Annotated in this window: 29 protein-coding genes; 1 reads left to right on the top strand and 28 read right to left on the bottom strand. The window is 37.0% G+C overall.

Translation table 11 applies throughout. From position 1 onward, the window contains the following. Window positions 1-8 precede the first annotated feature (8 nt). The 25 genes from ACIQX2_RS07335 to prsW form a co-directional block, all read right to left on the bottom strand. Complete coding sequence (locus tag ACIQX2_RS07335) at window positions 9-1,109, bottom strand: prephenate dehydrogenase (protein WP_402848042.1); 1,101 nt, start codon at window positions 1,107-1,109, stop codon at window positions 9-11. Then, complete coding sequence (hisC, locus tag ACIQX2_RS07330; protein WP_402848040.1) at window positions 1,109-2,209, bottom strand: histidinol-phosphate transaminase; 1,101 nt, start codon at window positions 2,207-2,209, stop codon at window positions 1,109-1,111. Before hisC ends, ACIQX2_RS07335 begins: the two co-directional genes overlap by 1 nt. A gap of 22 nt (window positions 2,210-2,231) precedes the next feature. Next, the gene (gene aroH / locus ACIQX2_RS07325) at window positions 2,232-2,594 is read right to left on the bottom strand and encodes a chorismate mutase (RefSeq protein ID WP_402848038.1); all 363 of its coding nucleotides are present in this window, start codon (window positions 2,592-2,594) and stop codon (window positions 2,232-2,234) included. Continuing rightward, a complete protein-coding gene (gene aroB / locus ACIQX2_RS07320) occupies window positions 2,595-3,683 on the bottom strand; it encodes a 3-dehydroquinate synthase (protein WP_402848036.1) in 1,089 nt (362 codons plus the stop codon). 2 nt (window positions 3,684-3,685) lie between these two features. Continuing rightward, window positions 3,686-4,867, bottom strand: coding sequence for a chorismate synthase (gene aroC, locus ACIQX2_RS07315; RefSeq protein ID WP_402848034.1), 1,182 nt, complete (start codon window positions 4,865-4,867; stop codon window positions 3,686-3,688). Between the two features lie 105 nt (window positions 4,868-4,972). Beyond that, on the bottom strand, window positions 4,973-5,743 hold the full coding sequence (locus tag ACIQX2_RS07310) for a CheR family methyltransferase (protein WP_402848032.1): 771 nt from the start codon (window positions 5,741-5,743) through the stop codon (window positions 4,973-4,975). A gap of 326 nt (window positions 5,744-6,069) precedes the next feature. Then, a complete protein-coding gene (gene ndk / locus ACIQX2_RS07305; protein ID WP_402848030.1) occupies window positions 6,070-6,516 on the bottom strand; it encodes a nucleoside-diphosphate kinase in 447 nt (148 codons plus the stop codon). Between the two features lie 126 nt (window positions 6,517-6,642). Next, on the bottom strand, window positions 6,643-7,617 hold the full coding sequence (hepT, locus tag ACIQX2_RS07300) for a heptaprenyl diphosphate synthase component II (protein ID WP_402848028.1): 975 nt from the start codon (window positions 7,615-7,617) through the stop codon (window positions 6,643-6,645). An 18-nt stretch (window positions 7,618-7,635) separates the two neighbouring features. Next, on the bottom strand, window positions 7,636-8,340 hold the full coding sequence (locus ACIQX2_RS07295; protein ID WP_402848026.1) for a demethylmenaquinone methyltransferase: 705 nt from the start codon (window positions 8,338-8,340) through the stop codon (window positions 7,636-7,638). A 3-nt stretch (window positions 8,341-8,343) separates the two neighbouring features. Next, window positions 8,344-9,105 (bottom strand): heptaprenyl diphosphate synthase component 1, encoded by a 762-nt coding sequence (locus tag ACIQX2_RS07290; RefSeq protein ID WP_402848024.1) that lies wholly within the window; start codon window positions 9,103-9,105, stop codon window positions 8,344-8,346. 55 nt (window positions 9,106-9,160) lie between these two features. Continuing rightward, entirely contained in the window at window positions 9,161-9,382 is a 222-nt protein-coding gene (mtrB, locus tag ACIQX2_RS07285) for a trp RNA-binding attenuation protein MtrB (RefSeq protein ID WP_093060842.1), read from the bottom strand. A 67-nt stretch (window positions 9,383-9,449) separates the two neighbouring features. Beyond that, window positions 9,450-10,019, bottom strand: coding sequence for a GTP cyclohydrolase I FolE (gene folE / locus ACIQX2_RS07280; protein WP_402848021.1), 570 nt, complete (start codon window positions 10,017-10,019; stop codon window positions 9,450-9,452). A gap of 164 nt (window positions 10,020-10,183) precedes the next feature. After that, a complete protein-coding gene (locus ACIQX2_RS07275; protein ID WP_093060840.1) occupies window positions 10,184-10,456 on the bottom strand; it encodes an HU family DNA-binding protein in 273 nt (90 codons plus the stop codon). A 172-nt stretch (window positions 10,457-10,628) separates the two neighbouring features. Further along, window positions 10,629-12,107, bottom strand: a complete 1,479-nt coding sequence (gene spoIVA / locus ACIQX2_RS07270) for a stage IV sporulation protein A (RefSeq protein ID WP_402848018.1) — start codon at window positions 12,105-12,107, stop codon at window positions 10,629-10,631. A gap of 477 nt (window positions 12,108-12,584) precedes the next feature. Continuing rightward, complete coding sequence (locus ACIQX2_RS07265; protein WP_402848016.1) at window positions 12,585-13,295, bottom strand: LptM family lipoprotein; 711 nt, start codon at window positions 13,293-13,295, stop codon at window positions 12,585-12,587. A gap of 13 nt (window positions 13,296-13,308) precedes the next feature. Then, the gene (locus tag ACIQX2_RS07260; protein ID WP_402849132.1) at window positions 13,309-13,488 is read right to left on the bottom strand and encodes a DUF2768 domain-containing protein; all 180 of its coding nucleotides are present in this window, start codon (window positions 13,486-13,488) and stop codon (window positions 13,309-13,311) included. Window positions 13,489-13,774: 286 nt separating this feature from the next. After that, window positions 13,775-14,794 carry an NAD(P)H-dependent glycerol-3-phosphate dehydrogenase gene (locus tag ACIQX2_RS07255; RefSeq protein ID WP_402848014.1) on the bottom strand — a complete coding sequence of 340 codons (1,020 nt, stop codon included), beginning with the start codon at window positions 14,792-14,794 and terminating at the stop codon, window positions 13,775-13,777. Window positions 14,795-14,824: 30 nt separating this feature from the next. Continuing rightward, window positions 14,825-16,135: a ribosome biogenesis GTPase Der gene (gene der / locus ACIQX2_RS07250; RefSeq protein ID WP_402848012.1), complete on the bottom strand. Its 1,311-nt coding sequence runs from the start codon at window positions 16,133-16,135 to the stop codon at window positions 14,825-14,827. A 100-nt stretch (window positions 16,136-16,235) separates the two neighbouring features. Then, the gene (gene rpsA / locus ACIQX2_RS07245; RefSeq protein WP_402848010.1) at window positions 16,236-17,384 is read right to left on the bottom strand and encodes a 30S ribosomal protein S1; all 1,149 of its coding nucleotides are present in this window, start codon (window positions 17,382-17,384) and stop codon (window positions 16,236-16,238) included. Window positions 17,385-17,477: 93 nt separating this feature from the next. Continuing rightward, entirely contained in the window at window positions 17,478-18,065 is a 588-nt protein-coding gene (locus tag ACIQX2_RS07240) for a lysophospholipid acyltransferase family protein (RefSeq protein ID WP_402848008.1), read from the bottom strand. 1 nt (window position 18,066) lies between these two features. Further along, on the bottom strand, window positions 18,067-18,741 hold the full coding sequence (gene cmk / locus ACIQX2_RS07235) for a (d)CMP kinase (protein ID WP_402848006.1): 675 nt from the start codon (window positions 18,739-18,741) through the stop codon (window positions 18,067-18,069). A 343-nt stretch (window positions 18,742-19,084) separates the two neighbouring features. After that, complete coding sequence (locus ACIQX2_RS07230) at window positions 19,085-19,732, bottom strand: flagellar brake protein (RefSeq protein WP_402848004.1); 648 nt, start codon at window positions 19,730-19,732, stop codon at window positions 19,085-19,087. A 75-nt stretch (window positions 19,733-19,807) separates the two neighbouring features. Further along, window positions 19,808-21,091 carry a PepSY1/2 domain-containing protein gene (locus tag ACIQX2_RS07225; protein WP_402848002.1) on the bottom strand — a complete coding sequence of 428 codons (1,284 nt, stop codon included), beginning with the start codon at window positions 21,089-21,091 and terminating at the stop codon, window positions 19,808-19,810. Between the two features lie 9 nt (window positions 21,092-21,100). After that, the gene (gene sleB / locus ACIQX2_RS07220; protein ID WP_402848000.1) at window positions 21,101-21,916 is read right to left on the bottom strand and encodes a spore cortex-lytic enzyme; all 816 of its coding nucleotides are present in this window, start codon (window positions 21,914-21,916) and stop codon (window positions 21,101-21,103) included. A 44-nt stretch (window positions 21,917-21,960) separates the two neighbouring features. Continuing rightward, window positions 21,961-22,653 carry a glutamic-type intramembrane protease PrsW gene (gene prsW, locus ACIQX2_RS07215; RefSeq protein ID WP_402847998.1) on the bottom strand — a complete coding sequence of 231 codons (693 nt, stop codon included), beginning with the start codon at window positions 22,651-22,653 and terminating at the stop codon, window positions 21,961-21,963. A gap of 68 nt (window positions 22,654-22,721) precedes the next feature. Between prsW and ACIQX2_RS07210 the strand changes: the two genes are divergently transcribed. Beyond that, window positions 22,722-23,687, top strand: coding sequence for an asparaginase (locus ACIQX2_RS07210; protein WP_402847996.1), 966 nt, complete (start codon window positions 22,722-22,724; stop codon window positions 23,685-23,687). A 185-nt stretch (window positions 23,688-23,872) separates the two neighbouring features. Here the strand turns inward: ACIQX2_RS07210 and ACIQX2_RS07205 are convergent, their stop codons facing one another. The 3 genes from ACIQX2_RS07205 to ACIQX2_RS07195 form a co-directional block, all read right to left on the bottom strand. Beyond that, on the bottom strand, window positions 23,873-24,850 hold the full coding sequence (locus ACIQX2_RS07205; protein WP_402847994.1) for a YpdA family putative bacillithiol disulfide reductase: 978 nt from the start codon (window positions 24,848-24,850) through the stop codon (window positions 23,873-23,875). Between the two features lie 22 nt (window positions 24,851-24,872). Continuing rightward, a complete protein-coding gene (locus ACIQX2_RS07200) occupies window positions 24,873-25,640 on the bottom strand; it encodes a metallophosphoesterase (RefSeq protein WP_402847992.1) in 768 nt (255 codons plus the stop codon). Between the two features lie 75 nt (window positions 25,641-25,715). Continuing rightward, complete coding sequence (locus ACIQX2_RS07195; protein WP_402847990.1) at window positions 25,716-26,348, bottom strand: CBS domain-containing protein; 633 nt, start codon at window positions 26,346-26,348, stop codon at window positions 25,716-25,718. Window positions 26,349-26,390 lie beyond the last annotated feature (42 nt).

The following is a 26,390-nucleotide window of genomic DNA, read 5'->3' as shown; positions in this document are numbered from 1 at the left end:
ATCCCTCCTTATGAAATATACGTTTCAAATGTGGTGTTATTCGCAATACACGCTACAGCCTTTGCACGATCATCTGTCGATTGAAAGCTGATGACTAGTATTCCGAATACATCTTCACGAGTTTCCACAATTCGTAAGTTTGTAATACTTATATTATCCTGAGCTAAATAACCGATGACCTCAGAGATTACACCTGGATAATCTGGTACATCGACATAAAGATCAAATACGCTAAACATTGCCCCTTGTGTATTTATAGGAAGTTCGTCTCGTACTCTTTTAGCGGTTGCGAAATAATCCTCTATCTCACTAGAATCGGCGTATGAAAGCAGGTCCTGTAATTTTGTCATTTCATTGGTCCACGCTTGTAATTGAGCCTTTAGTTCTTTCCTATTTTGGAGAGTTATATCTCTCCAAACAACAGGATTGGCAGAAGCAATTCTAGTTAAGTCTCGAAATCCGCCGGCTGCAAGTTGCTTCGTAAAGGGGTATTGTTCGTTTTCAAAAGATAGTTGATGAACGAGCGAAGCAGCAACTAAATGCGGGAAATGACTAACCACAGCGGTCATATGATCATGCTCTTCCGCCTCCACTTGAACAAGTTTTGCTTTCGTTACCTGAAATAGATTTATTAGCGCTTGAATACGCTCCTTTGATTCATCTTCGAAAGGGGTAAGTAAATAATAGGCATTCTCAAACAGGAAGGCTCTAGCGGCCTCTACACCACTCTTGTGAGAACCTGCCATCGGGTGTCCACCTATAAACGTTATCCCTTTTTCTTTTAATGATATGGCAGCTTTCATAATCTCTTTTTTTGTACTTCCAGTATCCGTTACAATTACTTGTTTTTTTAGTTGCCAATTTGGCATTTCTTGCATCAAGCGAATTGTTTCACTTACAGGAGTAGCAAAAACAATTACGTCTGCAGACGCAGTGCTTTCTTCTAAATTGGTGGCCATCTCATCAATGACACCTATTCTTTTCGCTGTCCGAAGTGTATGACTATTCGCATCGTATCCAATTATTTCCACATCTTTATTGCGTTTTAAACCAAGTGCCAGGGAACCACCTATTAGTCCAAGACCTATAATGTAAATGGTTTGTTGCATTATAAAACGCCTTCCTCTTTTAGAACCTGATCCAACTTTTCTAATAACTCGCTATTTTGCTGTTCGGTTCCAATGGTTATACGAAGGTATCCTGGTTTCCCTAGTGCATTTCCACTTCGAACGATGAATCCTCGTTTCATCAAACCTTGGAATACTACATCGCTATCCGCTTTCACTTCCATTAAGATAAAATTCGTTTGAGATGGAAAGTAATCTAGTTTTCTTTCTTCGCAATATGCCTCGAATTGAGCTTTTCCGGCGTTATTTTTTATCTTACATTGTTCGATGAAAGCTTGGTCCTTGAGACCGATTAGCGCTACTTGTTGACTTAGAACAGTATTATTAAAAGGCTCGCGCGTAGGTTCCAGCTGTGCTATTACTTCCTCTGATCCTACCGCATAACCAACACGGAAGCTTGCAAGACCATAGGCTTTGGAGAATGTGCGCATGATCAATACATTTGGATGATTTTCTAATAATCCAATGGAATCTTTGTAGTTACTATCAGTTATGTATTCTGTGTAGGCCTCATCTAAAACAATTAACACATCTTGTGGTACATTTTCGATAAATTCTTTCAACTTATCACTAGGTGTCAATGTACCCGTTGGATTGTTTGGATTACATACCCAAATGATAGCTGTGTTTTCGTCGACAGCTGCAAGCATATTATCTAAATCATGCTCACCATTTTCAGTTAGAGCGATTTCACGTACTTCTGCTCCTTCTACAATCGCATTATGCTTATATTGACCAAATGTTAAATCAGCCATAATCGTATTCAATCCAGGTCGTAATATAGCTCTTGATACGATTAGGATATTCTCGTCAGACCCATTACCAAATAATAATTGTTTTTCAGAGACGTTTAAATGATTCGCTACAGCTGTTCTTAAATTCGTTGCATATCCATCCGGGTAAATAGCAAAATCTAGATTTGCATCTTTAAAGTATTCTTTTACTTTTGGCGACGCACCGTATGGATTTTCATTGGATGCAAGTTTTGTCACTGACTCTAAGTTAAACATTTTCTTCACTTCATCCGTTGTTTTGCCAGGCTGATATGCATGTAACCCATTTATCTGTTGTTTGAATTTCATTTTAACCCCTCTATTCCATGAATTATTTGAGTAAATCTGGTCTTAAGTGAACAGCGTTATTTAAATAGATATGCTGCACTTCTTCTTGTGATTTTTCCGTATTTACATGCATGAGTAATCGAATACACTTCTCTAACGCATTTGGTACGTCCATTTCATGGGTGCACATGACCGGAACATATGCCCATCCTTCTAAGCCTCTAACGGCTCTAGCTGGAAATGCAGATGTAATATCCGTTGTAGTCGATATGATAACAGAAGCGATATCTTCAGGCAAAATACCATTTGATTTTGCCATTTCTTCTACTAGACGCCTAGTTTCCTGTAGTACTAAGTCATTAGAATCCTCTGTTACTGTAGTTGCTCCTCTAACACCTCTAATCATTCATTTACCCTCCTTAACCCATTGTCGCAGCTGGTTGTCGCATTTTTTAACTTCTTCCATTGAAATTATTTGGACAAATGGATCTCCAATATCCCTTAGTAAGGCAAAATGAAGTTTTCCATTTGTTGTTTTTTTATCTTTTAGCATAAATTTTGATAGAAGTTCAAAGGGGCATAGTAAAATATGTTCAAAATTATAGCCCAGTCTAATCGCTAATTGATACACTCTGTATGCATATCCCGCTGCTACATTGCCATGAAGCTCACTTAGCATTAAAGCTGGAATCATACCAATCATCACTGATTCACCATGCGTGATTTTCCCGTAACCTACAGATGCCTCAATCGCATGACCATATGTATGACCAAAATTTAGAAATTTGCGATAGGACTGTTCTTTTTCGTCTAATTCAACAATTCGTGCTTTTACCCGAATTCCTTTTTCAATCCATTGGACTAATTCTTGATTTTCAATTGCCTTTAAGTTTGGGAGAGCCAAAAATTCAGCCATCCAATTAGCATCGCTGATAATTGCATGCTTTACCACTTCAGCTAAGCCTGAGCGAACTTCTGCTTCTGGTAACGTTTTTAAAAAATGAAAGTCATATATTACTTCCGTAGGTTGATAGAAAGCACCAATCATATTCTTTCCATTTGGGTGATTGATCGCCGTTTTACCTCCAACGGCACTATCATGCGCTAATATAGTCGTTGGAATTTGGTAAAAAGGAATTCCTCGCATAAACGTTGCTGCGACAAATCCAGTTAAGTCCCCTACCGCTCCTCCACCTAATGCAAGTAAAGCAGAATTTCTAGAGCAGTTTTCTTCTAGCAAATAAGTTTGGACCTGATAATACGACTCAAACGTTTTGCATGCCTCACCGTTCGGTACGATATAAACTTTAAATGGTATCGTAAAATTAGAGCGAACATAGTCCTCATGTAAACTCCATACATGTTCATCCGTAACAAACACTAATTGATCATATGTAGCAAGAGTATCTGCATGTCTTTTACAAAAGGATTCTAAAATATTCTCTCCTAAATAAACTTCATATATGGAGTCTTTCGTTTTAACTTGGATCGACATCATTAAAACCCCTTTGTATATGCTCGATGACTTTCTATATCTGCAAGTAATGTGTCTATTTTGTCGCCATGGAAGGTTTCTAATACAGCTTGTGCAATCTCCCATGCAATAACTGCTTCAGCAACTACAGAAGCTGCAGGTACGGCACAGCTATCTGATCTTTCAATACTTGCCTTGAATGGCTCCTTCGTATCGATATCTACACTTTGAAGTGGCTTGTAAAGCGTAGGAATCGGCTTCATCACTCCACGAACTACAATCGGCATTCCAGTAGACATACCACCCTCTAGACCACCTAGACGGTTTGTATCGCGTGTATAACCTTCTGTTTCGCTCCATGATATTTGATCATGAACTTGGCTTCCAAAAAGATTCGCCATTTCAAACCCTAATCCAACTTCTACACCTTTAAAGGCATTAATGCTCATCATTGCCATTGCAAGTTTACCGTCTAACTTACGATCATAATGTACATAGCTGCCAACTCCTGCTGGCATTCCAGAAACGATAACCTCTACTACTCCACCAATCGTATCTCCAGCCTTTTTTGCATTGTCGATAGCTTCTACCATCTTCGCAGATGCTTCCGAATCTAAACAATAAACCGGGTCAGCTTCCACAATCTCACTAATTTCCTCTATTGTCTTTCCATTAGTTAAATCCAAGTTAGCTTCAATCCCACCAATTTTTGTGACGTGAGCCACAATGGATATACCAAGTTTACGAAGCAATTCTTTCGCAACTGCACCTACCGCAACTCTTACAGTAGTTTCTCGTGCAGATGACCGCTCAAGAACATTACGTAAATCACGATGACCATATTTCATGCCACCAACTAAATCGGCATGTCCAGGGCGCGGTCTCGTAATCTGTCTTTTAATATCATCAGGGTCGATATCCTCACCAAGAGGCTCAATACCCATTATATTTGTCCAGTGCTTCCAATCATCATTGTTCACAACTAGGCAAACTGGAGAACCTAACGTTTTTCCGTGACGTACGCCTGATGTAATTGCAACTGTATCTTTTTCGATTTGCATACGTCTCCCGCGACCATGACCACCTTGACGTCGTTTTAATTCTTTATTTATCATTTCAGTCGTTATTTCTAATTGGGCTGGTAACCCCTCAATAATTGCTGTTAATTGTGGTCCATGTGACTCACCGGCAGTTAAGTATCTCATAACGCTTTCCTCCTTCAACTCGCTAAAGTGCTTGTTTATTACTATAACAAAATTTTCAAACAAAGTATAGAAGAAAACTGCCCGAAAAACCTCGGACAGTTCCAATTATATTTTCCGATAAAAAAAAGTGTCCTCGGTTTCAAATCCATACTTGCCAGGATTGAATATCTGTTCGGTACTTCCAACAAAGAGTATTCCTCCAGGTCGAAGCGAATCACTAAAGTTTTGATATATTTGATTCTTTGCTTCTTCTGTAAAATAAATCATGACATTTCGACAAACTATCAAATCATAATTTTTATCATATGTATCTTTCAATAGATTATGTTTTTTAAATGTTACCGTCTTTTTAACCGAATCATTTATTTTATAAAACGGACTTTGATTCTCAAAGTACTTATTTTTCATCACTGTTGGGACTTCGGCTAATGAACGTTCCGGATAAATACCAACTTTCGCACGCTGTATTGCATTTTCATCTAAATCCGTTGCATGAATAGCAACTTGGGATAAAGGGACATGATTGGACAGGACCATTGCAATTGTATAAGGTTCTTCCCCGGTGGAGCATGCGGCACTCCAAATTTTCAAGCGTTTATTTGATGCTAATAGTTTTGGAAATATTTTAGTTTCAAGTATATCCCAGCGTTTTGCATTCCGATAAAACTCGGATACATTGATAGTCATACGATCGAGAAACTCATTTAATAGATCTCGATTCGAGTCAAGCGCTTGATAAAATTCGACAAAATTTTTATATCCCTTTTTTTCATACAAAGATGTAAGTCTACGTCGCATCTGAGCCTCTTTATACGCTGCAAGGTCAATGCCAGTTTTTTTCTTTATGGAATCCACAAATTTAATATAGTCCGGCAAAATAATTTCGCCCCTTTCTGAAACCCTATATTTAGTATATCTTAAACATAGCTTTTCGAACATACAAAAAAGACAGACAAATTGCTCAAAGAACATTGAAATAGCTATAATCTTTTAAAAAGAGAGGATTCCTAGCAGGGTTTTATCATTTTTTAGATAGGAAAGTTCGTTAGTTGGAATTTTGAGTAGTTTAGTTGGAATAACAGAGATTGTAGTTGGAAATTTGAATGATTTAGTTGAAAAAATCGGCCTCCAAGTTGGATTAGTGGAAAATGCCACAAAAAAAGGTTGTTTATGACCGAAGTCATAAACAACCAATTTTGATATTAGTTAATCCAGTTGTTAGCATCTTTTTGGTAAGATACTAGCTCTTCTTGTTTGAAGAATAATCCGATTTCACGTTCAGCGCTTTCTGGAGCGTCAGAACCATGGATAATATTTTTCCCTACAGTTACTGCGAAATCTCCACGGATAGTTCCAGGAGCAGATTCCTTAGGATTTGTAGCACCCATCATTAAACGAGCAGTTGAGATAACATTTTCACCTTCCCAAACCATCGCGAAAACTGGTCCAGAAGTGATGAATTCTACTAATTCACCGAAGAATGGGCGTTCTTTGTGCTCACCATAATGTTGTTCAGCAAGCTCAGTTGGGATTTGCATTAATTTTGCTCCAACTAATTGGAATCCTTTTGCTTCAAAACGACCTACGATTTCACCGATTAAGTTACGTTGTACGCCATCAGGTTTTACCATTAAAAATGTTTTTTCCATAGTTAACACTCCTCGAATATATATAATGGACTTTATACTCCACCGTTACAAATATTATCATTATAATGCATTCTTTTCAAATTAAATTATTAGAAGGTTCGAGTGTCGATTTTAAACAACGCCCAATTAAAATTTTCTTTTACTCATAAACAACGCAATATTTTGTAATGATTTCTTAGCGGAATTTGCAGGTAACTGCTTCACTTCATTTAGCGCTTTTTCCAAATAATTATTACTTATACGTTTAGCAAGATTAATACCGTTGGATTCGCGAATTTTCGCCAATAATAGTTGTCGATTTTCGTTACTAATCGACCCTTCTAATATTTCTCTTAACAACGGTTGGATAATAGGATCGTTTTTAACATAAAGAACAGGTAAAGTAATATTTCCTTGGGCAAGATCAGATCCAGCTGGTTTTCCTAATTGTTCGTCGGTTGAAGTAAGGTCTAGAATGTCATCAATTATTTGGAAAGACATACCCACAAAATAACCAAACCGCTTCAAATGTCTAACTGTTTTCTCATCTGCCCCGGAGGCAATAGCTCCTAATTCGCAGCTTGCAGATATTAATATGGCTGTTTTGCGTTTAATCCGCCGTAAATAGTCACGAACTGTTTGTTCGAGATAGTGTTTATCCTCTATTTGGATAATTTCCCCGATGCATAGTTCCACCATCGTTTGTGATAACACTTCATGTGCATATGTATTTTGTAAATCTGTTATGTATTCAATAGCGTTTGCAAAAAGAAAATCCCCTGTATACATCGCTACCCGATTATTCCATTGTGCCTTCACCGTTGCTCTACCACGTCTTGTTTCTGCGTCGTCAATTACATCATCATGGACGAGAGAAGCCATATGAATGAGTTCAACAGTAACAGCTACATTTTTAATAGAGTCTATTGAATAATTTCCAAATTTCGCTGCAAGTAGCACGAAAACAGGTCTAATTCGTTTACCTCCAGCTAGTAGTAAATGGAGAGACGCCTCATTCAGTAAGTGAGATGATGAATTCACCGCTATCGCTAATTCTTTTTCGATGATATCAAGATCCGATCTTAAATCGGAATAGAGTAACTTTAACTTCATCTTATCCACGGTTACAACCTCACTCACTTAAATATCTTTTTTGTACCCTATATGTCTAGCAGCTGCTCCACCACTGTAAGGATTACTCGTTACATTTACTAAGCCCACTTTTTCAAACAGCTTAGATAACTGTGCTCTATTTGGAAACTCTTTAGCAGATTCCTGTAACCATGAATATTCTTTATAGCTTTTCGCGAAAAGCTTCCCAAATATCGGCATGATGTAGCGAAAATAAAAACGAAATAAACCATTGAATAATTTTGAATCTGGTTGAGAAGTTTCTAAACAAACAACCATTCCGCCTGGTTTAGCCACACGATTCATTTCACTTAGTACTTGTGTATAATCTGGTACATTGCGTAAGCCAAAACCAATCGTAACATAATCAAAAGAATTATCTTCGAAAGGTAATTCCATTGCGTTTCCTTGTATTAACTCTATTTGAGATATATTCTTTACTTTTTCTAAGCCAACATTCAACATATTTTGACTAAAATCTAATCCACGAACCTCACCAGTTGGTCCAGTTGCCTCAGCAAGTGCAATTGTCCAATCTGCTGTTCCACAGCATACGTCCAATGCTTTGCTTCCGGGTTTTACTTGCATGGCATTCATCGTATCTTTACGCCATGCTTTATGCTGTTGAAAACTAATAACCGAGTTCATCGAATCATAATTATCGGATATCTTTTCAAAAACTTCATGCACATGTTGTTCTTTTGTTTTTCCCATGGTTTAACCTTCTCTCAACTGCTTTTCTAAGGTGCATATTTTTAATTTGTTTAAAATAATACTTTTTAGCTGGTCTTGTAATAGCTCGGAGTTTTTAATCTCATTTATGAGTAACGATTCCACTTTTTCTATCTCTGTTTGTAGCAAATTGATATTAGCTTGTAATTGACTAGATTTACTAATATAAAAAGGTTGCTTCCCTTGTTCAAAGGCTGCTAGCTCTTTTTTTAATGTGATAAGTAGCAGGGATTCCTTCATAAAAAATACATAGTCGTGATAGGAAAAATATTCCAAAAATTGTTCGATAGATTTAGATTCTATCAGTTGGATCGATTGAATTAGTTCATCAAAGCTATATAATTGTCGATCATAAAATCTAGTTTTGTTCTCAGATATAGCAGCGATACCTTCGGACAATTGCTGGATTAACTCTAATTGTTTGTCGCTTGCAAGCAGCTGATAATATTTACCACTATAATAATCCCCAGCTAATACTTGTAGCTGCTGTGCTTTCGTTGTTGCATTCGACTCTTTTACTAAGTCGTGGGCAGCTAACGCAGAAAAGATAAGCGTCACTGCAATGGCGGACTTTCTTTGAGAATCTTCCCATTCTTCCCCATTCAAAAGTGGCAAAAGTGTAAAAAACAAACGCTCTTCATCAATGACAGGAGCCCCGGTATATTTCAACAACGTATTTTGCTGAACTTGTTTGAGAATACCATCTTTATACTGTTTTATATGTTGTTTGATCAATGCTTCGTTCATACACTTTACTCCATTTCCCAACCGCGCTTAATCTGTTTATCAGGCTATATAAAAATTATTTTTTCGCATCAGATTGAATAATACCATTTGCAGAATGGATAGATGCTTTTCCTCTGATTTTCATGGCTGACGTATGCTCGGTAAACTGGGCAATCATTACTTCACCCATATCTAGTTTTTCAGAATGATGAAATTTTGTATCTGTTCCTCTAGTAAGTCCAATTACATGAACTCCATCTTCTTCTGCTTTTATCAAAATATAATCTGAACCAGACATAATATAGTCTCCTTTGTTCACAGTCTTTTTCCATCATACCATATTCTAAAGCCGACATCCAAAGGTGTTACTTCATCTTTATAAAGGAAAGTATTTCCGAACGCTTAACATCGTCCGTTTCTAAAATTCCGCGTGCTACAGCAGTGATCGTTTTTGCACCAGGTTTTTTAATACCTCGCATCGTCATACACATATGCTCAGCTTCCACAACTACGTAAACACCGTGCGGATTAAGCATTTGCATAATATCATCTGCCACACTTGAAGTGATTCTTTCTTGCAGCTGAGGACGTCTAGCAGTTGTCTCTACCGCTCTAGCAAGTTTGCTTAAACCAGTAACCACGCCATTACGTGGAATATATGCAACATGTGCTTTTCCATAAAAAGGTACTAAATGATGCTCACACATGGAGTAAAAAGGGATGTCCTTTACTAATACTAATTCTTCATGGTCTTCGTTAAAGACGGTTTTAAAATATTCCTTAGGATCCTGATGTAAGCCTTCGAACATTTCTGCGTACATTTTAGATACTCTTTTAGGAGTTTCTAAAAGTCCTTCTCTAGTTGGATCTTCTCCGACTGCCTCTAAAATCATTTTAACAGCTTCTTCTATCTTGTTCAGATCGACATTTGTCATCTGTGGACCCCCTAAAACTATGTATTATATAAATTGCATCTTAGCATATGAAATACTTATTTAATATAAATTTATCATATAGCAGCATTTTTAGTTTCTAATTGAAAAGAACGGCTACCGTGAAGCAAGCTCCACAATAACCGTTCTATGTACTACAACATCAGTTATTTAACTGCGTCTTTAAGTGCTTTACCTGGTTTAAACGCAGGTACTTTGCTAGCAGCGATGTCGATTTCTTTACCTGTTTGTGGGTTACGTCCCTTACGAGCAGCACGTTCACGAACTTCAAAGTTTCCAAAACCGATCAATTGAACTTTTTCACCATCTGCAAGAGCAGTTTGAATTGATTCAAATACAGCCTCAACAGCTTTAGTAGCATCTTTTTTAGAAAGTTCTGTAGCTTCAGCAACAGAGTTAACTAGTTCAGTTTTATTCATACCATTCACCTCCTCTCAAAGGAAGATAGCTTCAATCCTGTAAAAAGAGTATCACAACAAAAAAACCTTCGCAACACTATTTACACGTATTTCACTAAGTTTCCTCAAAAAAAAGGCATTTTAACGCAATAACAGGACTTTTTGCATAGTCGCAAAAAGTCCTGTATTGGATTTACAATATAAATGTGACCATCCCTCGATCACCTTCGTTAACCATTCTTTCTATCGTTTGTCGCATTCTTTTCTTCGCAACATCCGATACACTTTCTGTTTTATATCGCAAACTTTCCTTTAGGACCTCCACTAGTGAAGTTCCGAAAACCTGTGTTTGCCATAATGCATCTCGATCGTGTAAATATCCATGTTTTAAATCCTTTAATAGTTGCTGACTATGAAATTCAGAACCGATTAATGGGGCAAATTCAGCTTCCATATCTACTCGAATGATATGAAGCGAAGCGGCTTTAGCTTTTAAACTGACACCATAGAAATTATTTTGTTTAATAATTTCTGGTGCTGTCGGTTGAAAATCTTGAATAGTTGGTAATGATACGCCGTAGCCATGTTTTTTAGCTGCTTCTAATGCTTCGGAAAATTTATTGTATGCCTTTTTAGCTGTTGAAGCCTCTTTAACAAATAGCAGCCAATCCTTTTTCGATTCGATCGGCTCCTCTAGCCATTCATCACAAACTTCTTGAAATACTTCAGGCTTCAAGCCAATTTGTATGCATGCAGATCCTCTTCCTGGGTTAGCCTCGACTACTTCTGCCGACTGTATAAAAGGAACCTGCTTAAATCTAGAAGCTAATTCTTTCACGTCTTTCATTTTAGAAACGATTTGCAGCCATTCTTGTAAAGAGGAAGTAATGGCGTTATTAACAAAATGATCCGGTTCTAATACGTCCGTCCAATCTGGCTTAACTAATTCAATATCCGTGATCGGAAATTCATAGAGTGCTTGTTGGAGTATGTATTGAATTTCCTCAGCAGTCATGCGATCAACGGCAGTTGCAATTACTGGAACTTCATGTTGTCTTTGTAACTCTTCACTTAATTGGATCGTTTCTAAATGACCTGGATTTTTGCTATTTAAAACGATAACAAATGGCTTTCCAATCTCTTTCAATTGAGTGATGATTTGTTGCTCTGCAGTTTCAGCAGCTAGGCGCGGGATATTATTTACTGTTCCATCTGTTGTAACCACAATCCCGATTGTAGAATGATCTCTGATTACTTTGTCTGTGCCGATTCTAGCTGCTTCTTCGAAAGGTATTGCTTCGCTATGCCACGGGGTATGCACAAGCTTTTGACCTTCTTCACCAGAATGCGTTTTAATGCCATCAATCATGTACCCCACACAATCTACTAATCTAATCTGTAATCGAAGCTGGTCTTCCCCTAAATGAATATTTGTCCCGTGTGCAGGCACAAATTTAGGCTCAGCTGTCATAATTACATTACCAGGAGAACTTTGTGGCAATTCATCTTGTGCACGTAAACGCTCAGCCTCTTCTTGGATGTTCGGAATTACAACTAACTCCATTACACGTTTGACAAAAGTAGATTTACCAACTCGGACAGGACCGACTACACCAATATACACATCACCATTCGTTCTTTCTGCTATCTGTTCATACAGTTTACTCGACATGGATACTCTCCTTTCTTAGCAATTTAATATATGCACAAAAAAAACGTTTCATGCATATAGCACAAAACGTCCTTTTAAAAAACAAATAGGTATAAAAAAGTGCTGAGTAAACACTAGGTTCAAAATGCTTTGTAGAATAAATAATACCATTGATTTCCGTTTCAGGAGGACGCTTTTCGCAGGGTGCGCGATGAGCTATCACCTTCGCTGACGCGCAGAAGCACCACGAGGTAGCACACTAAGACTGTCATCTCCTTTATCGGTAGGAAAGTAACTTTTCTCTAGTTATTCTATAATGCAATTACCTGTTTCTAAGAGTTATGGGAGGTCCGCGGACAGACAAACGCTGTAAGATTAGCGAAAAAAGGGAGGCTGGCTGTGACTACTTCACATCCAGCCTCCCTTAAAAAATCATACGGTAATCATTTAGCAAAACTTCTGTTCAAAGTCATTCGAAAATGATAAAAACAGATTCTCTCATTTATTTATCATAAACACTGGTTCATTCTTTTCATTTACTGTATAGGGAAGGGAATACGCTGGGACTACGGCGAAATTATCCGTTAATAGAAAACGAATATCATCTCCTGGCTTTATCTCTTCTTCAGTTTCATGAAGCATTCTATTCAATTCTATAGAGTAATCTACATAGACTTTCCCGTCTCCAGTAGCTACTATCGGTAATTGGGTATCAGAATAAGGGCTCTGTACAGATAATTCTTTGTTATATCCCATTTTTTTAAAGTCAAGCTTAAAAACACCTTCTGCAATCGTTTCTGCTACAGGTCCGTATCCATTTATACCTTTTCGATAATTAATATCTCGTAGTGTATCTGCAATGCGTAAATCCACTAATTTAACTGTCGGATTGTTTTCTACATCCATCAATACATATTGATAAATACCTCCAGCTTCAAACGAATTAGCGGGAGCCTCTCCAAGTTTAGATGGAACGATTTTACTAAAGTCAATCGGGTATTTTATGTATTGATCCGTTTCTTGGTCGCGAGTTTTAATCGGCAATAGTCCACCGGAATCATCGCGAAAACTATCCACAGCATTTTGAACTGCATTTAGTTGATCTTCATATGGCAATAAATTTTCAGGCTCATAACCACTCTTATAACCACAGCCTGCTAAAAAAGCTGTTAGCATAATGACAACAGCAATAAGTTTAACGTTTTTCATAGGAATCTCCTTATTAAGCCCTAGTTGGGTTAGCTATTATATAGATCATCGTAATGAAACCTATAAACAATAATATGTATGCAATTAATCCTAAAATAAACTTTATGGGTTTGTTATTTAATTTGTTTTTTACTAAAAACATAAGAGCCATTGCTAAAAACATACAGCCCATAGACCCAAATGATATCCACATTTTATCCATTGATGATACTAGTAACACCACAACAACTTCCACACCTTTCTACAATAAAAAAGTATACCACAAAATAAAAGCACTGTACCCCCTTTAAGGTCAAAACCTGTTTCTATCGTTGTCGAAAGACTTCGGACAGATTTGTTGCAATAATATTACTGGTTTATTTTATGAAATGCTGGTCGTGAAGAACGTCACGACCAGCATTTCTTTTCTCTGTATGATTAAATATTATTCGTCAAAAAAGAGTTGTTTTTTACAACAACTCTTTCCATTTGTGACAAATTTAGAACGTTTTATAATCTTCTAATTCGTGTTTTTTTGTACGATGCATAAGAATGTCTACAGCCTCTTTTGGATTAACCTGTTCAAATAAGACAGAATACAATGCTGCTGTAATCGGCATGTCAACTTGTTGTTTAGTAGCAAGTTGATATGCTGCTTTTGTCGTCCGAACACCTTCCACAACCATGCCCATCTCATCTAACACCTTTTCAAGTGTCGCACCCTTACCTAACATATTTCCGGCACGCCAATTGCGAGAATGCACACTTGTACATGTTACGATCAAGTCTCCCATTCCCGTTAAGCCAGAGAACGTATACGCTTGGGCACCTAAGCTAATGCCTAGACGAGAGATTTCTGCAAGACCTCTAGTGATAAGTGCTGCTTTTGCATTATCTCCATATCCTAACCCATCAACAATTCCAGCAGCTAAGGCTATTACATTTTTGAGCGCTGCTCCAATTTCTACTCCAATAACGTCATCGTTTGTATAGACCCTGAAATATTTGTTCATAAACAAATCTTGAACCTTTTCAGCAGCACTCATATTTTCACTTGCCACTGTAATTGTTGTTGGATGCTTTAAGACTACCTCTTCTGCATGACTAGGACCGGATAACACGACTATAGCTTCCATGACATCCTTCGATAGTTCATCCTCAATCATTTCAGATATTCTTTTTAGGGAATCAGGTTCAATTCCTTTAGAAACATGTACAAATAGCTTCTTTTCATCCAAGAAAGGTAGCATGTTTTGGCAAACTTCTCTAATCGCTTTAGTTGGAACAGCAATCACAATAACATCGGCATGTTTGATTGCTCTTTGAAAGTCACTAGTAGCTCTTAAATTAGCTGGTAAGATTGTATCTGGCAAATACTTTCTGTTTGTATGCTCTGTATTTATTTCTGTGGCTTGTTCATTTCTGTGTGACCAAAGTAGACAGTCATGATCATTGTTTGCAAGGACCATTGCTAAGGCTGTTCCCCAGCTTCCTGCACCTAGTACAGTTACTTTTTCCATCGCTATTTCGCTCCTTTAAAACTAATAGGATTAAGTTCTTGCGCGCGTGATAATCCGGATTGGAGTTCCTTCAAAGTCAAAGGACTCCCTAATACGATTTTCTAAAAATCTTTCATAAGAAAAATGCATCATTTCTGGCTCATTAACAAATACAACGAAAGTAGGTGGTTTAATAGCCACTTGAGTCGCATAGTATATACGCAGTCTTTTCCCTTTATCAGTTGGAGCAGGGTTTCTTGCTACTGAGTCTTCGATTACCTCATTCAATACGGAAGACTGTACACGCATTGCATGATTTTCACTTACCTGGTTAATAACAGGTAAAAGTGCATGGACACGCTGCTTAGTTTTAGCAGACACGAAAACGATCGGCGCATAATCCAAAAATTGGAAGTGATCTCTAATTTTCTTAGTCATCACATTCATCGTTTTATCGTCTTTTTCAATAGCGTCCCATTTGTTCATAACAATAATTACTGCTTTACCAGCTTCATGTGCGTAGCCAGCAATTTTTTTATCTTGTTCTTGAATACCTTCTTCTGCATTCAGAACGACTAAAACAACGTCCGAACGTTCAATTGCTTTCAACGCACGTAATACGCTGTATTTCTCCGTAGTTTCATATACTTTCCCTTTTTTACGCATACCTGCTGTATCGATCATTACGTAATCTTGATCATCGAACGAGTATTCCGTATCAATCGCATCTCTTGTTGTTCCAGCGATATCACTAACGATTACACGTTCATGTCCCAAAAATGCGTTGATCAAAGAAGATTTCCCTACATTTGGACGTCCAATTAGGGAAAATTTAATAACCTCTTCACCATATTCTAAATCCTCTACGTCAGGGAAATTCTTCGCAACTTCATCTAGTAAATCCCCTAATCCAAGCCCATGTGATCCGGAGATTGGGAAAGGCTCGCCTAATCCTAAAGCGTAGAAGTCATAAAGCATATCACGCATATCAGGATTATCTATTTTGTTAACAGCCAATACAATTGGTTTTTTTGTTTTATACAAAATTTTAGCAACATACTCGTCTGCAGCTGTAATTCCTTCACGACCATTCGTCAAGAAAATAATTACATCTGCTTCGTCCATTGCAATTTCTGCTTGTTGCTTGATTTGTTCTAAAAATGGTTCGTCGCTTAGTTCAATACCACCTGTATCGATAATATTGAATTCATGTGTCAACCAATCGGCAGAACTATATATACGATCACGTGTTATACCTGGAATATCCTCCACGATAGAAACACGTTCTCCTACGATTCGATTAAATATAGTCGATTTGCCAACATTTGGCCTACCAACGATTGCTACTACTGGTTTAGTCATTACTTATTCATCCTTCCAACTTCGTCTAAGTTGTATTATACAACAAAAAGACAAAAACAGGCGACTTTATTGAAGTCACCTGTTTTTAGTAGGGTATAGTTTAGTTATTGTTAGTGAAGCCTTTCAGCTTGTCTCCTAGGACATCGCTAATTGAAAATCCTCGTGATTCTTCAGGTATTTGATAATCTTCCATATTGTACTGATCTTCATTTTCCACTAATTCTTTAATACTTAAAGACAGACGTTTTTCTGCACTGTTAACTTCAATTACTTTAACTTGTACTTCTTCGCCTTCTTTTAACACCTCTTGTGGATTACTAATATGCTTATGTGCAATTTGAGAAATATGCACAAGCCCTTCTACTCCAGGGAATACTTCAACAAACGCACCGTACGAAACAAGACGTTTAACTTTCCCAGTAAGCACTGCTCCTTTTGAAGCCTTTTCTTCAATCGCAGCCCAAGGTCCAGGAAGCGTATCTTTAATAGATAAAGAAATTCTTTCTGCATCACGGTCAATAGATAAAACTTTTACTGTTACTTCTTGCCCTTCAGATAAAACATCTGCAACATTGTCTAAATGCTCATACGAAATTTGCGAAATATGAACAAGCCCATCTACTCCACCAATATCCACGAATGCGCCGAAAGAAGCCAGACGTTGCACTGTGCCTGTAAGGATGTCCCCACTTTTAATAGAGTCAAATGTTTGTTGCTTTGTAACAGACTTTTCATCTTCTACTACAGCTTTATGAGATAGAATTAGTCTATTTTTATCTTTTTCGAACTCAACAATTCTAAAGGTCATAACTCTCCCTTTATAATCTTCAAAGGATTCCACAAAATGATCCTCTATTAACGAAGCAGGAATGAAACCGCGGACACCTAGATCTACTACTAGGCCACCTTTTACCACTTCTTTCACTTCTGTTTCAATTATTTCACCAGATTGGAATTGCTTTTCCAGCTTCTCCCAAGCTTTTTCTGCATCCACTCTTCTTTTAGAGAGGACATAGTTTGCTTCTTCTACTTTTGTAATCATTAATTCTAATTCGTCACCGATGGAAACGGAGTCGGATGCTTTTTCAATATGCAAGCTAGATAGTTCACTTATAGGAACTATTCCATCAAAAGGTGCTCCATCAATTGATACGATGATAGATTTCTCATCTACTTGTGCAACTGTTGCTTTTACTAGGTCACCCTCTTTAAACTCATTCGTGTCGTTTAAGTTCATTTCTTCTGACATATGATATTCCTCCTTCACAGCGTCTCTATTCTATTTTATGCGAATTGGCACAGAATTACAAAAGGAAGCCCTTTGAAAATGAAAAGATTCCAACTATTTTGATTTGTGCTGCTCTAATAACTGCGAAATTTTCTCCATGATTACTTCTGTAACCTCATCAGCAGAAGCCTTTCGCTCACGATATGGAGCAATATCAATCGGTTCACCATAAACAACTTTTAACTTTTTAAAAGGTTTATATGGACCAATGATAGCACATGGAACTACATTCGCTTCTCCACGTAATGCAAAAAATCCTGCACCACTAAATCCTTTTCCGAGCTTACCATCTTTACTTCTTGTCCCTTCAGGAAATAATCCAACTACCTCGCCATCTTTTAGAAGCTTAATAGCTGTGCGAAGTGCATCACGGTCGCTCAGCCCTCTTTTCACTGGAAAAGCATTTACACCTGGTAAAATCCCTTTTAATAATGGGAGATTAAATAATTCTGCTTTAGCCATAAAATGTACCGGTCTGGGAGCAAGAATTCCAACGACGGGCGGATCTAACGCATTAATATGATTGGCACATAATAATATTCCGCCCTCTTTTGGAAAGTTTTCTGTACCTATTACATCAAAGCGATAAATTGGTTTTAACGCGGAGAATACAACGGTTTTTGCAAAGGAATATAAATTCAACTTAAGACATCCTTTCTTTTGCAAGCTGCATAATTTTTTCCGATACTTCTTCAACCGTTAAGTATGTCGTATCAATATAAATTGCATCGTCTGCCTGTATTAATGGAGAAGCTTCTCGTTCACTATCTAGTTTGTCTCTAAGAGCAATCTCTTGCTTCAATTCCTCTAAATTCGTTTCGATTCCTCTATTTTGGTTATCTAAATATCTTCTATTCGCTCTTTCTTCCACACTGGCACTCATAAAAATTTTCAGCTCAGCATTTTTTAATACATGCGTACCTATATCTCTACCATCCATAACGATACTTCCGTTTCTACCCATTTCCATTTGTCTTTTAACCATCTCTTCACGCAATGTGGCATGTGCAGCTACCGCTGAAACTGATGCTGTCACTTCTTTTGAACGAATTTCTTCAGTTACAGCCACATTATCTAAAAATACTAATTGCCCATCTGGAGAAGGTTTTAATTCAATAGAGGTTTCCTTTAATAAGTTCGTTAATTTATGTTCATCTTGCAAATCTATGTTTTGTTGCAGTGCTTTATACGTAATTGCTCGATACATCGCACCTGTATCAACATATGTATATCCTAATAATTCTGCGGTCTTTTTGGCAATCGTACTTTTTCCTGCTGCAGCTGGGCCATCAATGGCTATTTGTATTTGTTTTTTCAATCTATTTGCCTCCACTCTATTCCTTAACATTTTATCATATAACCCTACCAATGAGGAAAAAAGTCAGTTTTCAAAATGATAACTTTTCAAAAAGTTGCTTTCAATTATAAGAGGCTACCCAAAGTTATACTTTGAGCAGCCTCTTTTTTTTAATTAACTCAATCCACTTCATATAACAATTACATAAACGCTGATTTCCACTCTAGGCGGACGCTTTCCGCGGGCACGGCTAGAGCCTCTCGCTCGTGCTGTTCCCGCTGGAGTCTCCGCCTGACGCTCCGATCAACTGAATCAACTTTTTATAACAGAACAAAAAATTCGTGTAAGTTATTATAAAATAATATTAACTCAATGTTTTTTTACGAATTAATAGTTGACGTTCAAAACAAAATCGAACTATTTGCTGCTTATCTAAATCATCGGTGTCCGTAAACTGTAAAGAAGCAATAGTCAGAGATCCTTTTTCAAAAATTCTAATTACTTGTGCTAGCGTCGTGACATATTTAATATCCCCATTGTTAAATAATAATGGGATTAATAATGTTACTTCGTCTCCAGCTTTAAAGTTAACGTCCTTATTTAAAATAACAGCTGTTCCGCCGGCACTAATATCATCCGTCACAAATTGGTATCTTTCTTCCTCAAATTGAACCGAAATATCTACAGAAGTACTAACCCGTACAAAATCTCTTCGTTGAATACGCAAAAATTCGGATTCCGCTGGAAGTGCAAGCTTAACCACCGGTATTTGTTTTGATATTTTTCCTAATACCTCTGTCTGAAAGGCATAAACAGCCTTTGTTTCTTCTACAAACGTCGCTCTTAGCTGCATACCGTCCATTAAAAATACGGTTCGGTTGGATAGTGTATCCATGGGGTAATCGATATAAATAAATCGATCGTCTAAATCTACCACTTTACATCGATACTTTTCTGTTTTATCCGTAAAGGTTGGCTCTAACGTTAATTGTGTACCTAGTTTGATTTTCATACGCAACCCTCTTCAATGTCATAATATAGTTATTATTATGACACTGAATGGATTATTTTTCTACAGAAAAAAGTTTTATGGAAGCTTTTCTGCATGTAAAATTTCGTGGTTTTCGGTATCGATATAAATTTTATATGTGCCAATTGAATCATTTCTAGCTAAAATTTGATAGGCCAAACGTTGTTGAAGTTGTTTATTTTCTACGTATGCTAAACGCTCTTCCTCAATAGTAAAGTTGCTTGAAAAAAGCTCCCCTTTATTTATTGGCACTAGTTCTTGCTTATCAATTTTTTCTTTCTGAATGTATTCCATTGCATTTAAACCGAGCAATTCCCCATTATCCTTTGCAATTTTTAATTGGATGCCATCCGCATAAATCAATGCATCGTTATTTTTGTCTTTTCTAGCAAAGGCTAAATGCCAGGCGATTGAGTTTTCTCGAAATTCTACCATTTCCGTGTCTGTAAAACCTAATGTTTTTATATATTCAGCGGATTTGTCTTTCATTTGCTGGACGTTTATAGTTGTCTTTTCAAAAGGTCTCTCCAATAGAAAAGATAGGATATGTCCACCTTTTTTCGTTAAGTCTGCGTACCCTATTCGAATACCTTTATGGAATTCAATATGATAAAACGGATAAGGTGCATCCTTCGAACTTTCGGTTATGTGAATCTTTGCATCTTTAAATTCGGGAAACATTTCAACAAATCGTTGTTTAGCTTCATCCACCGTTATTTCGGCATCTTTAATATGCTGAAGGTCTTTCTTCTTTTGCTGATCGGTTTCACTAGCAGTCATTGGAAAGTCGCTCTCCGTATATGCCTTTGCAGAGTTACCAAGTGATTTCCAATTTTTTTCACCACTTTGATCTAATTTATTTTGAACAAAGGTTTTTACGATGTAATCTTTGCTTCCACCGTCCCTGTTCGTAAATGCCCACTGGTCTGAAAGTGCTAGTAAATTTTCTCTTGCACCTGCCATGTTCTTTTGCCATTCCTCAATTGGAACCTTGCCATTTTTCACTTGTACAGCACCATTGCCTAATCGGTTTAAGTAATTCATCCATACTGCGGATGTTTCAGTACTAATTGGCAATGAACTGATAGAATTTCTAATATCCGAAGAAATTCTCCATACATCATCTAATGGCTGTTCTAGTGCTTTCTTATCTGTAAATAGCATGGTCTGATCGACGGACTCTGATAACTTTGTTAGCTTTTCTGAAGCCGAGGTCAATTGATTGGAGTATTGCACAGCTAAAGCATTTTCTAAACGTTTGTTTTGAGATTGAACAGAGAAATGATACATAAGGAAAATAACTGCAACGGAAGATACGATTACCCATATAATTTTTTTCATTTTATCTCCTTATGCACAGAAAATATGCTGTCCGATTTTTTTAATTTGTGGTCTTGACCAAATCCATTTGCTTGTCGCAGTATCTGGATTGAAGTAATAAATTGCGTTTTCGGTTGGATCCCACCCATTCAGTGCGTCTAACACTGCTTCCTTTGCCCGTTCATTTGGTTCTAGCCAAATTTGTCCATCTGCCACTGCTGTAAAAGCTAAAGGCTGAAAAATTACTTCAGAAACGGTATTTGGAAAGTCGGCATGTTCAATACGGTTTAAAATTACCGCTGCTACAGCAACTTGCCCTTCATAAGGCTCACCACGTGCTTCACCATATACAGCATTTGCAATCAATTTCAAATCTTTTTCCGAATATTGGGGTGGAAGCTGCATATTGGTGCTCTCTTCTTTTTTGTTTTTTACCTGTTTATCTAAATCGACTCCACCATAATACGTAAAGCTATTTCCTTTATTAATCTGCTCGTGAACAAATTTTTTATCAAATTCAGAAACACTCACTAATTTTTTCTTCGTGTTTTCACCTAGCAGACCATCAATTGGCAGACCATATTTTTCCTGGAAATTTCTCAGGGCCCAGTAGGTGCTATAGCCAAATTTGCCATCTATCTCACTCTTATAAAATCCTATATACTGTAGCCTAGCTTGGAGTTCGATAACGTCGTCTCCATAAGCACCTCGTTCTAATACTTGAGCAGAGAAAGCCTGGGTTGTTGGTTGCTCATAGATTAAGGAATAACTAACCGTACAAAATAGCAAACTAATCAGGATGTATTTTATTTGTTTCAAACGACATCTCTCCTTTTTTCTTAGCATGGAGTAAGATGTGTTAAAATATACAAAAAAAATCTAGCAATTAGCTAGACTTTTTCTTCAACATAATATTCATGATCCGCGTATCGTTTTCTGCGAGACAAAACATGAGCTTTCTTCACTTTGGATAAACTTAATAGCCACAAAAACAGCATAAATGGTACCATCAATAAAAGCTCCAAGCCTGAAATGCCTAAAATACTATTATAAATAGTATGCAACGCTAGTGGTGCGATTAATGCATAAAATATTTCATAACGAGATTTTGATAAGGTTGCAAACTTTGCTCTTCCGATATAATACCCCATCAAAACACCGAAAAGGGCATGACTGGATACCGGAAGAATGGCCCGTAAAAAGGCAGCCTCCATACCAAAATTCACTAGGTACAAAATATTTTCAACGGTCGCAAAACCTAGCGCGACACTTGCCCCGTATAAAATACCGTCATAAGGATCATCGAATTCCACATGTTTGTAGATAGCAACAATAAGAACTAGCCATTTGAAAAACTCTTCAAGTGCACTCGTTACAATAGCTTGATGTAAAAATAAAGAAGAAAAAATCTGTTCCTCTTGAAAAACATGTTGGATAAATAAAATTGGAAATGTTAATATAGCGCCATAAATAAATGTATGTAACAATAATCTGGAGGGTTCTGCAGAAATTTCTTTACGCAAGTAAAAATAACTTAATAGTGCTAAAGCAGGGGCTATTGCAACGGAAAGTAGTATGAACATAAACTTACTCCTTCCATTTCATTAATACTATTATACCTTATATTCGCAAATTATGGGAGGTACTTACAATGAAAACTATTTTACTAATTCACACAGGTGGGACTATTTCAATGCAGGTGCATGCTGAAACAGGGGCTGTTGTTCCAGCTGATCAAAATCCACTTTTAATCGAGGCGGAAAAACTTAGATCTTTAGCCAAAATAGTAGAAATAGAGGCTTTTAATCTTCCTTCACCTCATATTACACCTGTCGAAATGATGGAGCTAAAAAAGCTAATTGATCACTATATCTTAACTGACGATATAGACGGGGTTGTTATCACACATGGAACAGACACATTAGAAGAAACTGCATACTTTTTGGATCTCACCGTTGATACAGAAATTCCAATAGTAATCACTGGAGCAATGCGCTCTTCCAATGAAATAGGGTCAGACGGGCTATATAATCTTATGTCTGCTATCCAAGTCGCTGCCTCCGATGATGCAAAAATGAAAGGTGTGCTAGTTGTATTAAACGATGAAATACATACTGCGGAAAACGTGACAAAGACTCACGCAAGCAATGTGAGTACTTTTCAGAGTCCTCAATATGGACCTATTGGCTTTATATCAAAGTCAATCGTACATTTTCATCACTCACCCAATCAACGCATCGTTTTTCCAATTGAGCATATCGAGAAAAAAGTCGCAATGTTTAAAGTATATGCAGGCATGGAGCCAGACTTGCTCAAAGCGTCGATCGATTTAGGTTATGATGGAATAGTATTGGAGGGCTTAGGTCAAGGAAATGTGCCTCCTAGCCTTGTTTCTGTCATTGAAGAAATATTAAATAAAGGTATTCCTATCGTTTTAGTATCCAGATGTTTTAATGGAATTGCACAGGATGTGTATGGCTACAAAGGTGGAGGTAAAGGCCTTAAAGATGCAGGTGTCATATTTGCACAAGGCTTAAATGGCCAAAAAGCAAGACTTGCTTTACTTATTGCATTGAATCATCCCGAACCGGAAAAAGCGAGGGAGTATATATTTTAGGTAGATATTGCAAAAGAGTAGCAGTCGTAACTGAGTTTACGGCATGCCACTCTTTTTTCAATTGTGGTTATAAAGTGAAACTACTTGCTCTCGAAGAATTTTTTCATTTTCTTACAAGTTTAAAATTATGCAAAAAAATCACCCCTAATACCAAAAATTTAGGAATGATTTTTTAAAAAAATTCATTATTTAATGACGAGTTTTCTTTTTATTTCTTTGGCAATTTGCTCTCCATGGAATCGTCCATTTTCGATGAAAATTTCGTTTGCATTATTTCCAGCAGCAATTACGCCCGCGATAAAAATTCCTTCTACATTTGTTTCCATCGTTTCTGTATTAAAAGCAGGTCTCCCTGTCGCACTATCGATCTCAATACCCATTTGTTTTAAAAAAGCATGATCTGGATGATAGCCGGTCATTGCAAATACGTAATCATTAGTTAGTTGGAATTCACCATTTTGAGTATTTTTTAACGTGACGTTAGATATACCTATTTCTATTACTTCTGTATCAAAATGCATTTGTACTTCATTATTTCTTACAAGTCCATCAAACTCAGGTAATACCCATGGTTTTATGCTAGGCGAATACTCACTACCACGATAAGCTACTGTTACATTTGCTCCAGCTTTGTTAAGTTCTAGAGCAGCATCAATAGCTGAATTTTTTCCTCCAATGACCAATACATCTAAACCAAAATACGGATGACCCTCTTTAAAATAATGATGGACCTTCGCTAATTCTTCTCCCGGAATATTCATATAGTTTGGATGATCGTAATAACCAGTTGCAATAACAACATACTTTGCCATATAACTTGCTTTAGATGTTTGCACCTTGAAATGATGAGCTTGTTTTTCTACTTTTTGCACCTGTTCATATTTCCGCACATCAATATTATTTAGTTTTACCACCTCTCTATAGTAAACTAGAGCTTGATTTCTTTTTGGCTTTCTGTCCTCTACTATGAAAGGAACATCGCCTATGGATAATTTCTCACTAGTGCTAAAAAAAGTCTGATGTGTAGGATAATTATAAATAGCCTCCACTACATTCCCTTTCTCAATTACAACCGTTTTTAATCCCACTTTTTGCGTAGAAATAGCTGCTGCCAGCCCGCATGGTCCTCCTCCGACTATTAATACATCTACCTGTTGATTCACAAAAAAACTTCCTTTCTTTCACTTAATGTCTTCCTCTAATAGTTATTAGATGACATTCAGATTTTGCCCCTAATCTTAGTGGAACTGCGGTTGTACCATATCCATTACTAATGAGCTCTGCACTATTTTCTTTTTCACGATAGCTTCCCTTTTCATATATCCCAAAGGGACCAAGGCGTATTTGCCCCCCGTGAAGATGACCTGCTAACAAAAGGTGTGGCTTACTAATTTTTTTGGCATGATTAAAGTATGTAGGAGCATGAGTAGTAAATATAAGGACATCCGTTTCTTTAACTTCTTTGAAAGCCTCAATTATTTTTACATTTCCGGCAAAACCATCATTAATCCCAACGATGCGAACAGAAAAATTACTTTTTTCAAAATGAAGAGAGCTATTTTCTAATATATGAACGCCATTGGAGTATAGGATATTTCGTAGGTTTTGTTCCCCTACCTCGCGATCATTGTTACCGAACACATAACAAGTACTCCCCAACCTAGTAAGTTGTTTAATATTATCGTTTGTTCGATTTAACGGGACGCCTTTTTCCGTTAAATCCCCTCCAATAATAACTACATCTACTTTTCCAAGGAGGCGTTGAATTAGTTTTTCAGATACTTTTCTCCGATGGATATCGGCAATGAAAAAAACATGAAATTGCTTCTCCTCCGTCCATTCGTCGATAAGTAGAGAATGAGTATGCACATTTGTTTGAAAAGCTAAAAATAACATATATAAAAAAAACAACAAAATAATAAACAATACACAACCTAATGTCCATCCTATCAAATATATACCCCCTTACAACACGGAAAAGGACAGGGAATTTCCCCTGCCCTCTACTCATGTTTACTATTGATCATTCTACTCTTCTTTATCAATATGTAAAACTCGGAACCCTGACTTTTCTAAATCAGCTAGAATTCGATCAATTTTCGAATCACTTTCAATCTTCAATACGATACGTCTGAATAGTTTATCTGTCTCATCAAAAGTAACGATTGAAATGACAGAGGCATGATATTTATGGAGCACATCCGTCATTTTTTGAATCCGTCCTTCCGATTCTACAGATGTAAATGTAATGCGCGTTCCTTTACTATTCATACCAAATGCACTTTTAAATTGTTCAACAGCATCATAACGAGTAACTAATCCAAGAAATTTTCCATCCTGAACAACTGCTAGAATCGGGAAATCATGAAGTTTAATCATTGCATTTTCAAAAACATCTTCATAACCAACAAATATATCTTCGTTTGTCATAACATCCGTAACTTTTGTTTGCTCCATGAAAGCTTCTTTGTCAAGAGAGCTATAGAAAAAAGCTTTATACAATAGGTATTTGTTGAACATACCAACATATTTCCCATTATCTAATATCGGTAAAGCATCCATTTCTTTTTCTTCTAAAACACGCAAAGCCGCAGAAACCATAGCATCCACTTGAACTGTTATGCATTTTTCTTTTGGTATCATCACACTTTTTACAAACATATTAGCACCTCTTCCAACTTAGGATATACTTTATATATTCAA

It is taken from the genome of Psychrobacillus sp. NPDC096623 (genome assembly GCF_044762655.1).
Lineage (GTDB): Bacteria > Bacillota > Bacilli > Bacillales_A > Planococcaceae > Psychrobacillus.
Note: the sequence above shows the minus strand (reverse complement) of the source record. Positions and strands in the feature narration are given on the sequence as shown.

Bases quoted from the DNA above. Each gene is read 5' to 3' on its own strand.
- ACIQX2_RS07255 (WP_402848014.1), bottom strand. From the start codon at position 14,794: ATGGAAAAAGTAACTGTACTAGGTGCAGGAAGCTGGGGAACAGCCTTA.
- ndk (WP_402848030.1), bottom strand. From the start codon at position 6,516: ATGGAAAAAACATTTTTAATGGTAAAACCTGATGGCGTACAACGTAAC.
- mtrB (WP_093060842.1), bottom strand. From the start codon at position 9,382: ATGTCTGGTTCAGATTATATTTTGATAAAAGCAGAAGAAGATGGAGTT.
- ACIQX2_RS07275 (WP_093060840.1), bottom strand. From the start codon at position 10,456: ATGAATAAAACTGAACTAGTTAACTCTGTTGCTGAAGCTACAGAACTT.
- ACIQX2_RS07230 (WP_402848004.1), bottom strand. From the start codon at position 19,732: ATGAAAATCAAACTAGGTACACAATTAACGTTAGAGCCAACCTTTACG.
- aroC (WP_402848034.1), bottom strand. From the start codon at position 4,867: ATGAGATACTTAACTGCCGGTGAGTCACATGGACCACAATTAACAGCA.
- sleB (WP_402848000.1), bottom strand. From the start codon at position 21,916: ATGCTAAGAAAAAAGGAGAGATGTCGTTTGAAACAAATAAAATACATC.
- prsW (WP_402847998.1), bottom strand. From the start codon at position 22,653: ATGTTCATACTACTTTCCGTTGCAATAGCCCCTGCTTTAGCACTATTA.
- ACIQX2_RS07295 (WP_402848026.1), bottom strand. From the start codon at position 8,340: ATGGGAAAAACAAAAGAACAACATGTGCATGAAGTTTTTGAAAAGATA.
- ACIQX2_RS07290 (WP_402848024.1), bottom strand. From the start codon at position 9,105: ATGAACGAAGCATTGATCAAACAACATATAAAACAGTATAAAGATGGT.
- ACIQX2_RS07335 (WP_402848042.1), bottom strand. From the start codon at position 1,109: ATGCAACAAACCATTTACATTATAGGTCTTGGACTAATAGGTGGTTCC.
- ACIQX2_RS07210 (WP_402847996.1), top strand. From the start codon at position 22,722: ATGAAAACTATTTTACTAATTCACACAGGTGGGACTATTTCAATGCAG.
- ACIQX2_RS07265 (WP_402848016.1), bottom strand. From the start codon at position 13,295: ATGAAAAACGTTAAACTTATTGCTGTTGTCATTATGCTAACAGCTTTT.
- folE (WP_402848021.1), bottom strand. From the start codon at position 10,019: ATGACAAATGTCGATCTGAACAAGATAGAAGAAGCTGTTAAAATGATT.
- ACIQX2_RS07260 (WP_402849132.1), bottom strand. From the start codon at position 13,488: ATGTGGATATCATTTGGGTCTATGGGCTGTATGTTTTTAGCAATGGCT.
- ACIQX2_RS07195 (WP_402847990.1), bottom strand. From the start codon at position 26,348: ATGTTTGTAAAAAGTGTGATGATACCAAAAGAAAAATGCATAACAGTT.
- hisC (WP_402848040.1), bottom strand. From the start codon at position 2,209: ATGAAATTCAAACAACAGATAAATGGGTTACATGCATATCAGCCTGGC.
- spoIVA (WP_402848018.1), bottom strand. From the start codon at position 12,107: ATGTCGAGTAAACTGTATGAACAGATAGCAGAAAGAACGAATGGTGAT.
- ACIQX2_RS07225 (WP_402848002.1), bottom strand. From the start codon at position 21,091: ATGAAAAAAATTATATGGGTAATCGTATCTTCCGTTGCAGTTATTTTC.
- rpsA (WP_402848010.1), bottom strand. From the start codon at position 17,384: ATGTCAGAAGAAATGAACTTAAACGACACGAATGAGTTTAAAGAGGGT.
- der (WP_402848012.1), bottom strand. From the start codon at position 16,135: ATGACTAAACCAGTAGTAGCAATCGTTGGTAGGCCAAATGTTGGCAAA.
- aroB (WP_402848036.1), bottom strand. From the start codon at position 3,683: ATGTCGATCCAAGTTAAAACGAAAGACTCCATATATGAAGTTTATTTA.
- aroH (WP_402848038.1), bottom strand. From the start codon at position 2,594: ATGATTAGAGGTGTTAGAGGAGCAACTACAGTAACAGAGGATTCTAAT.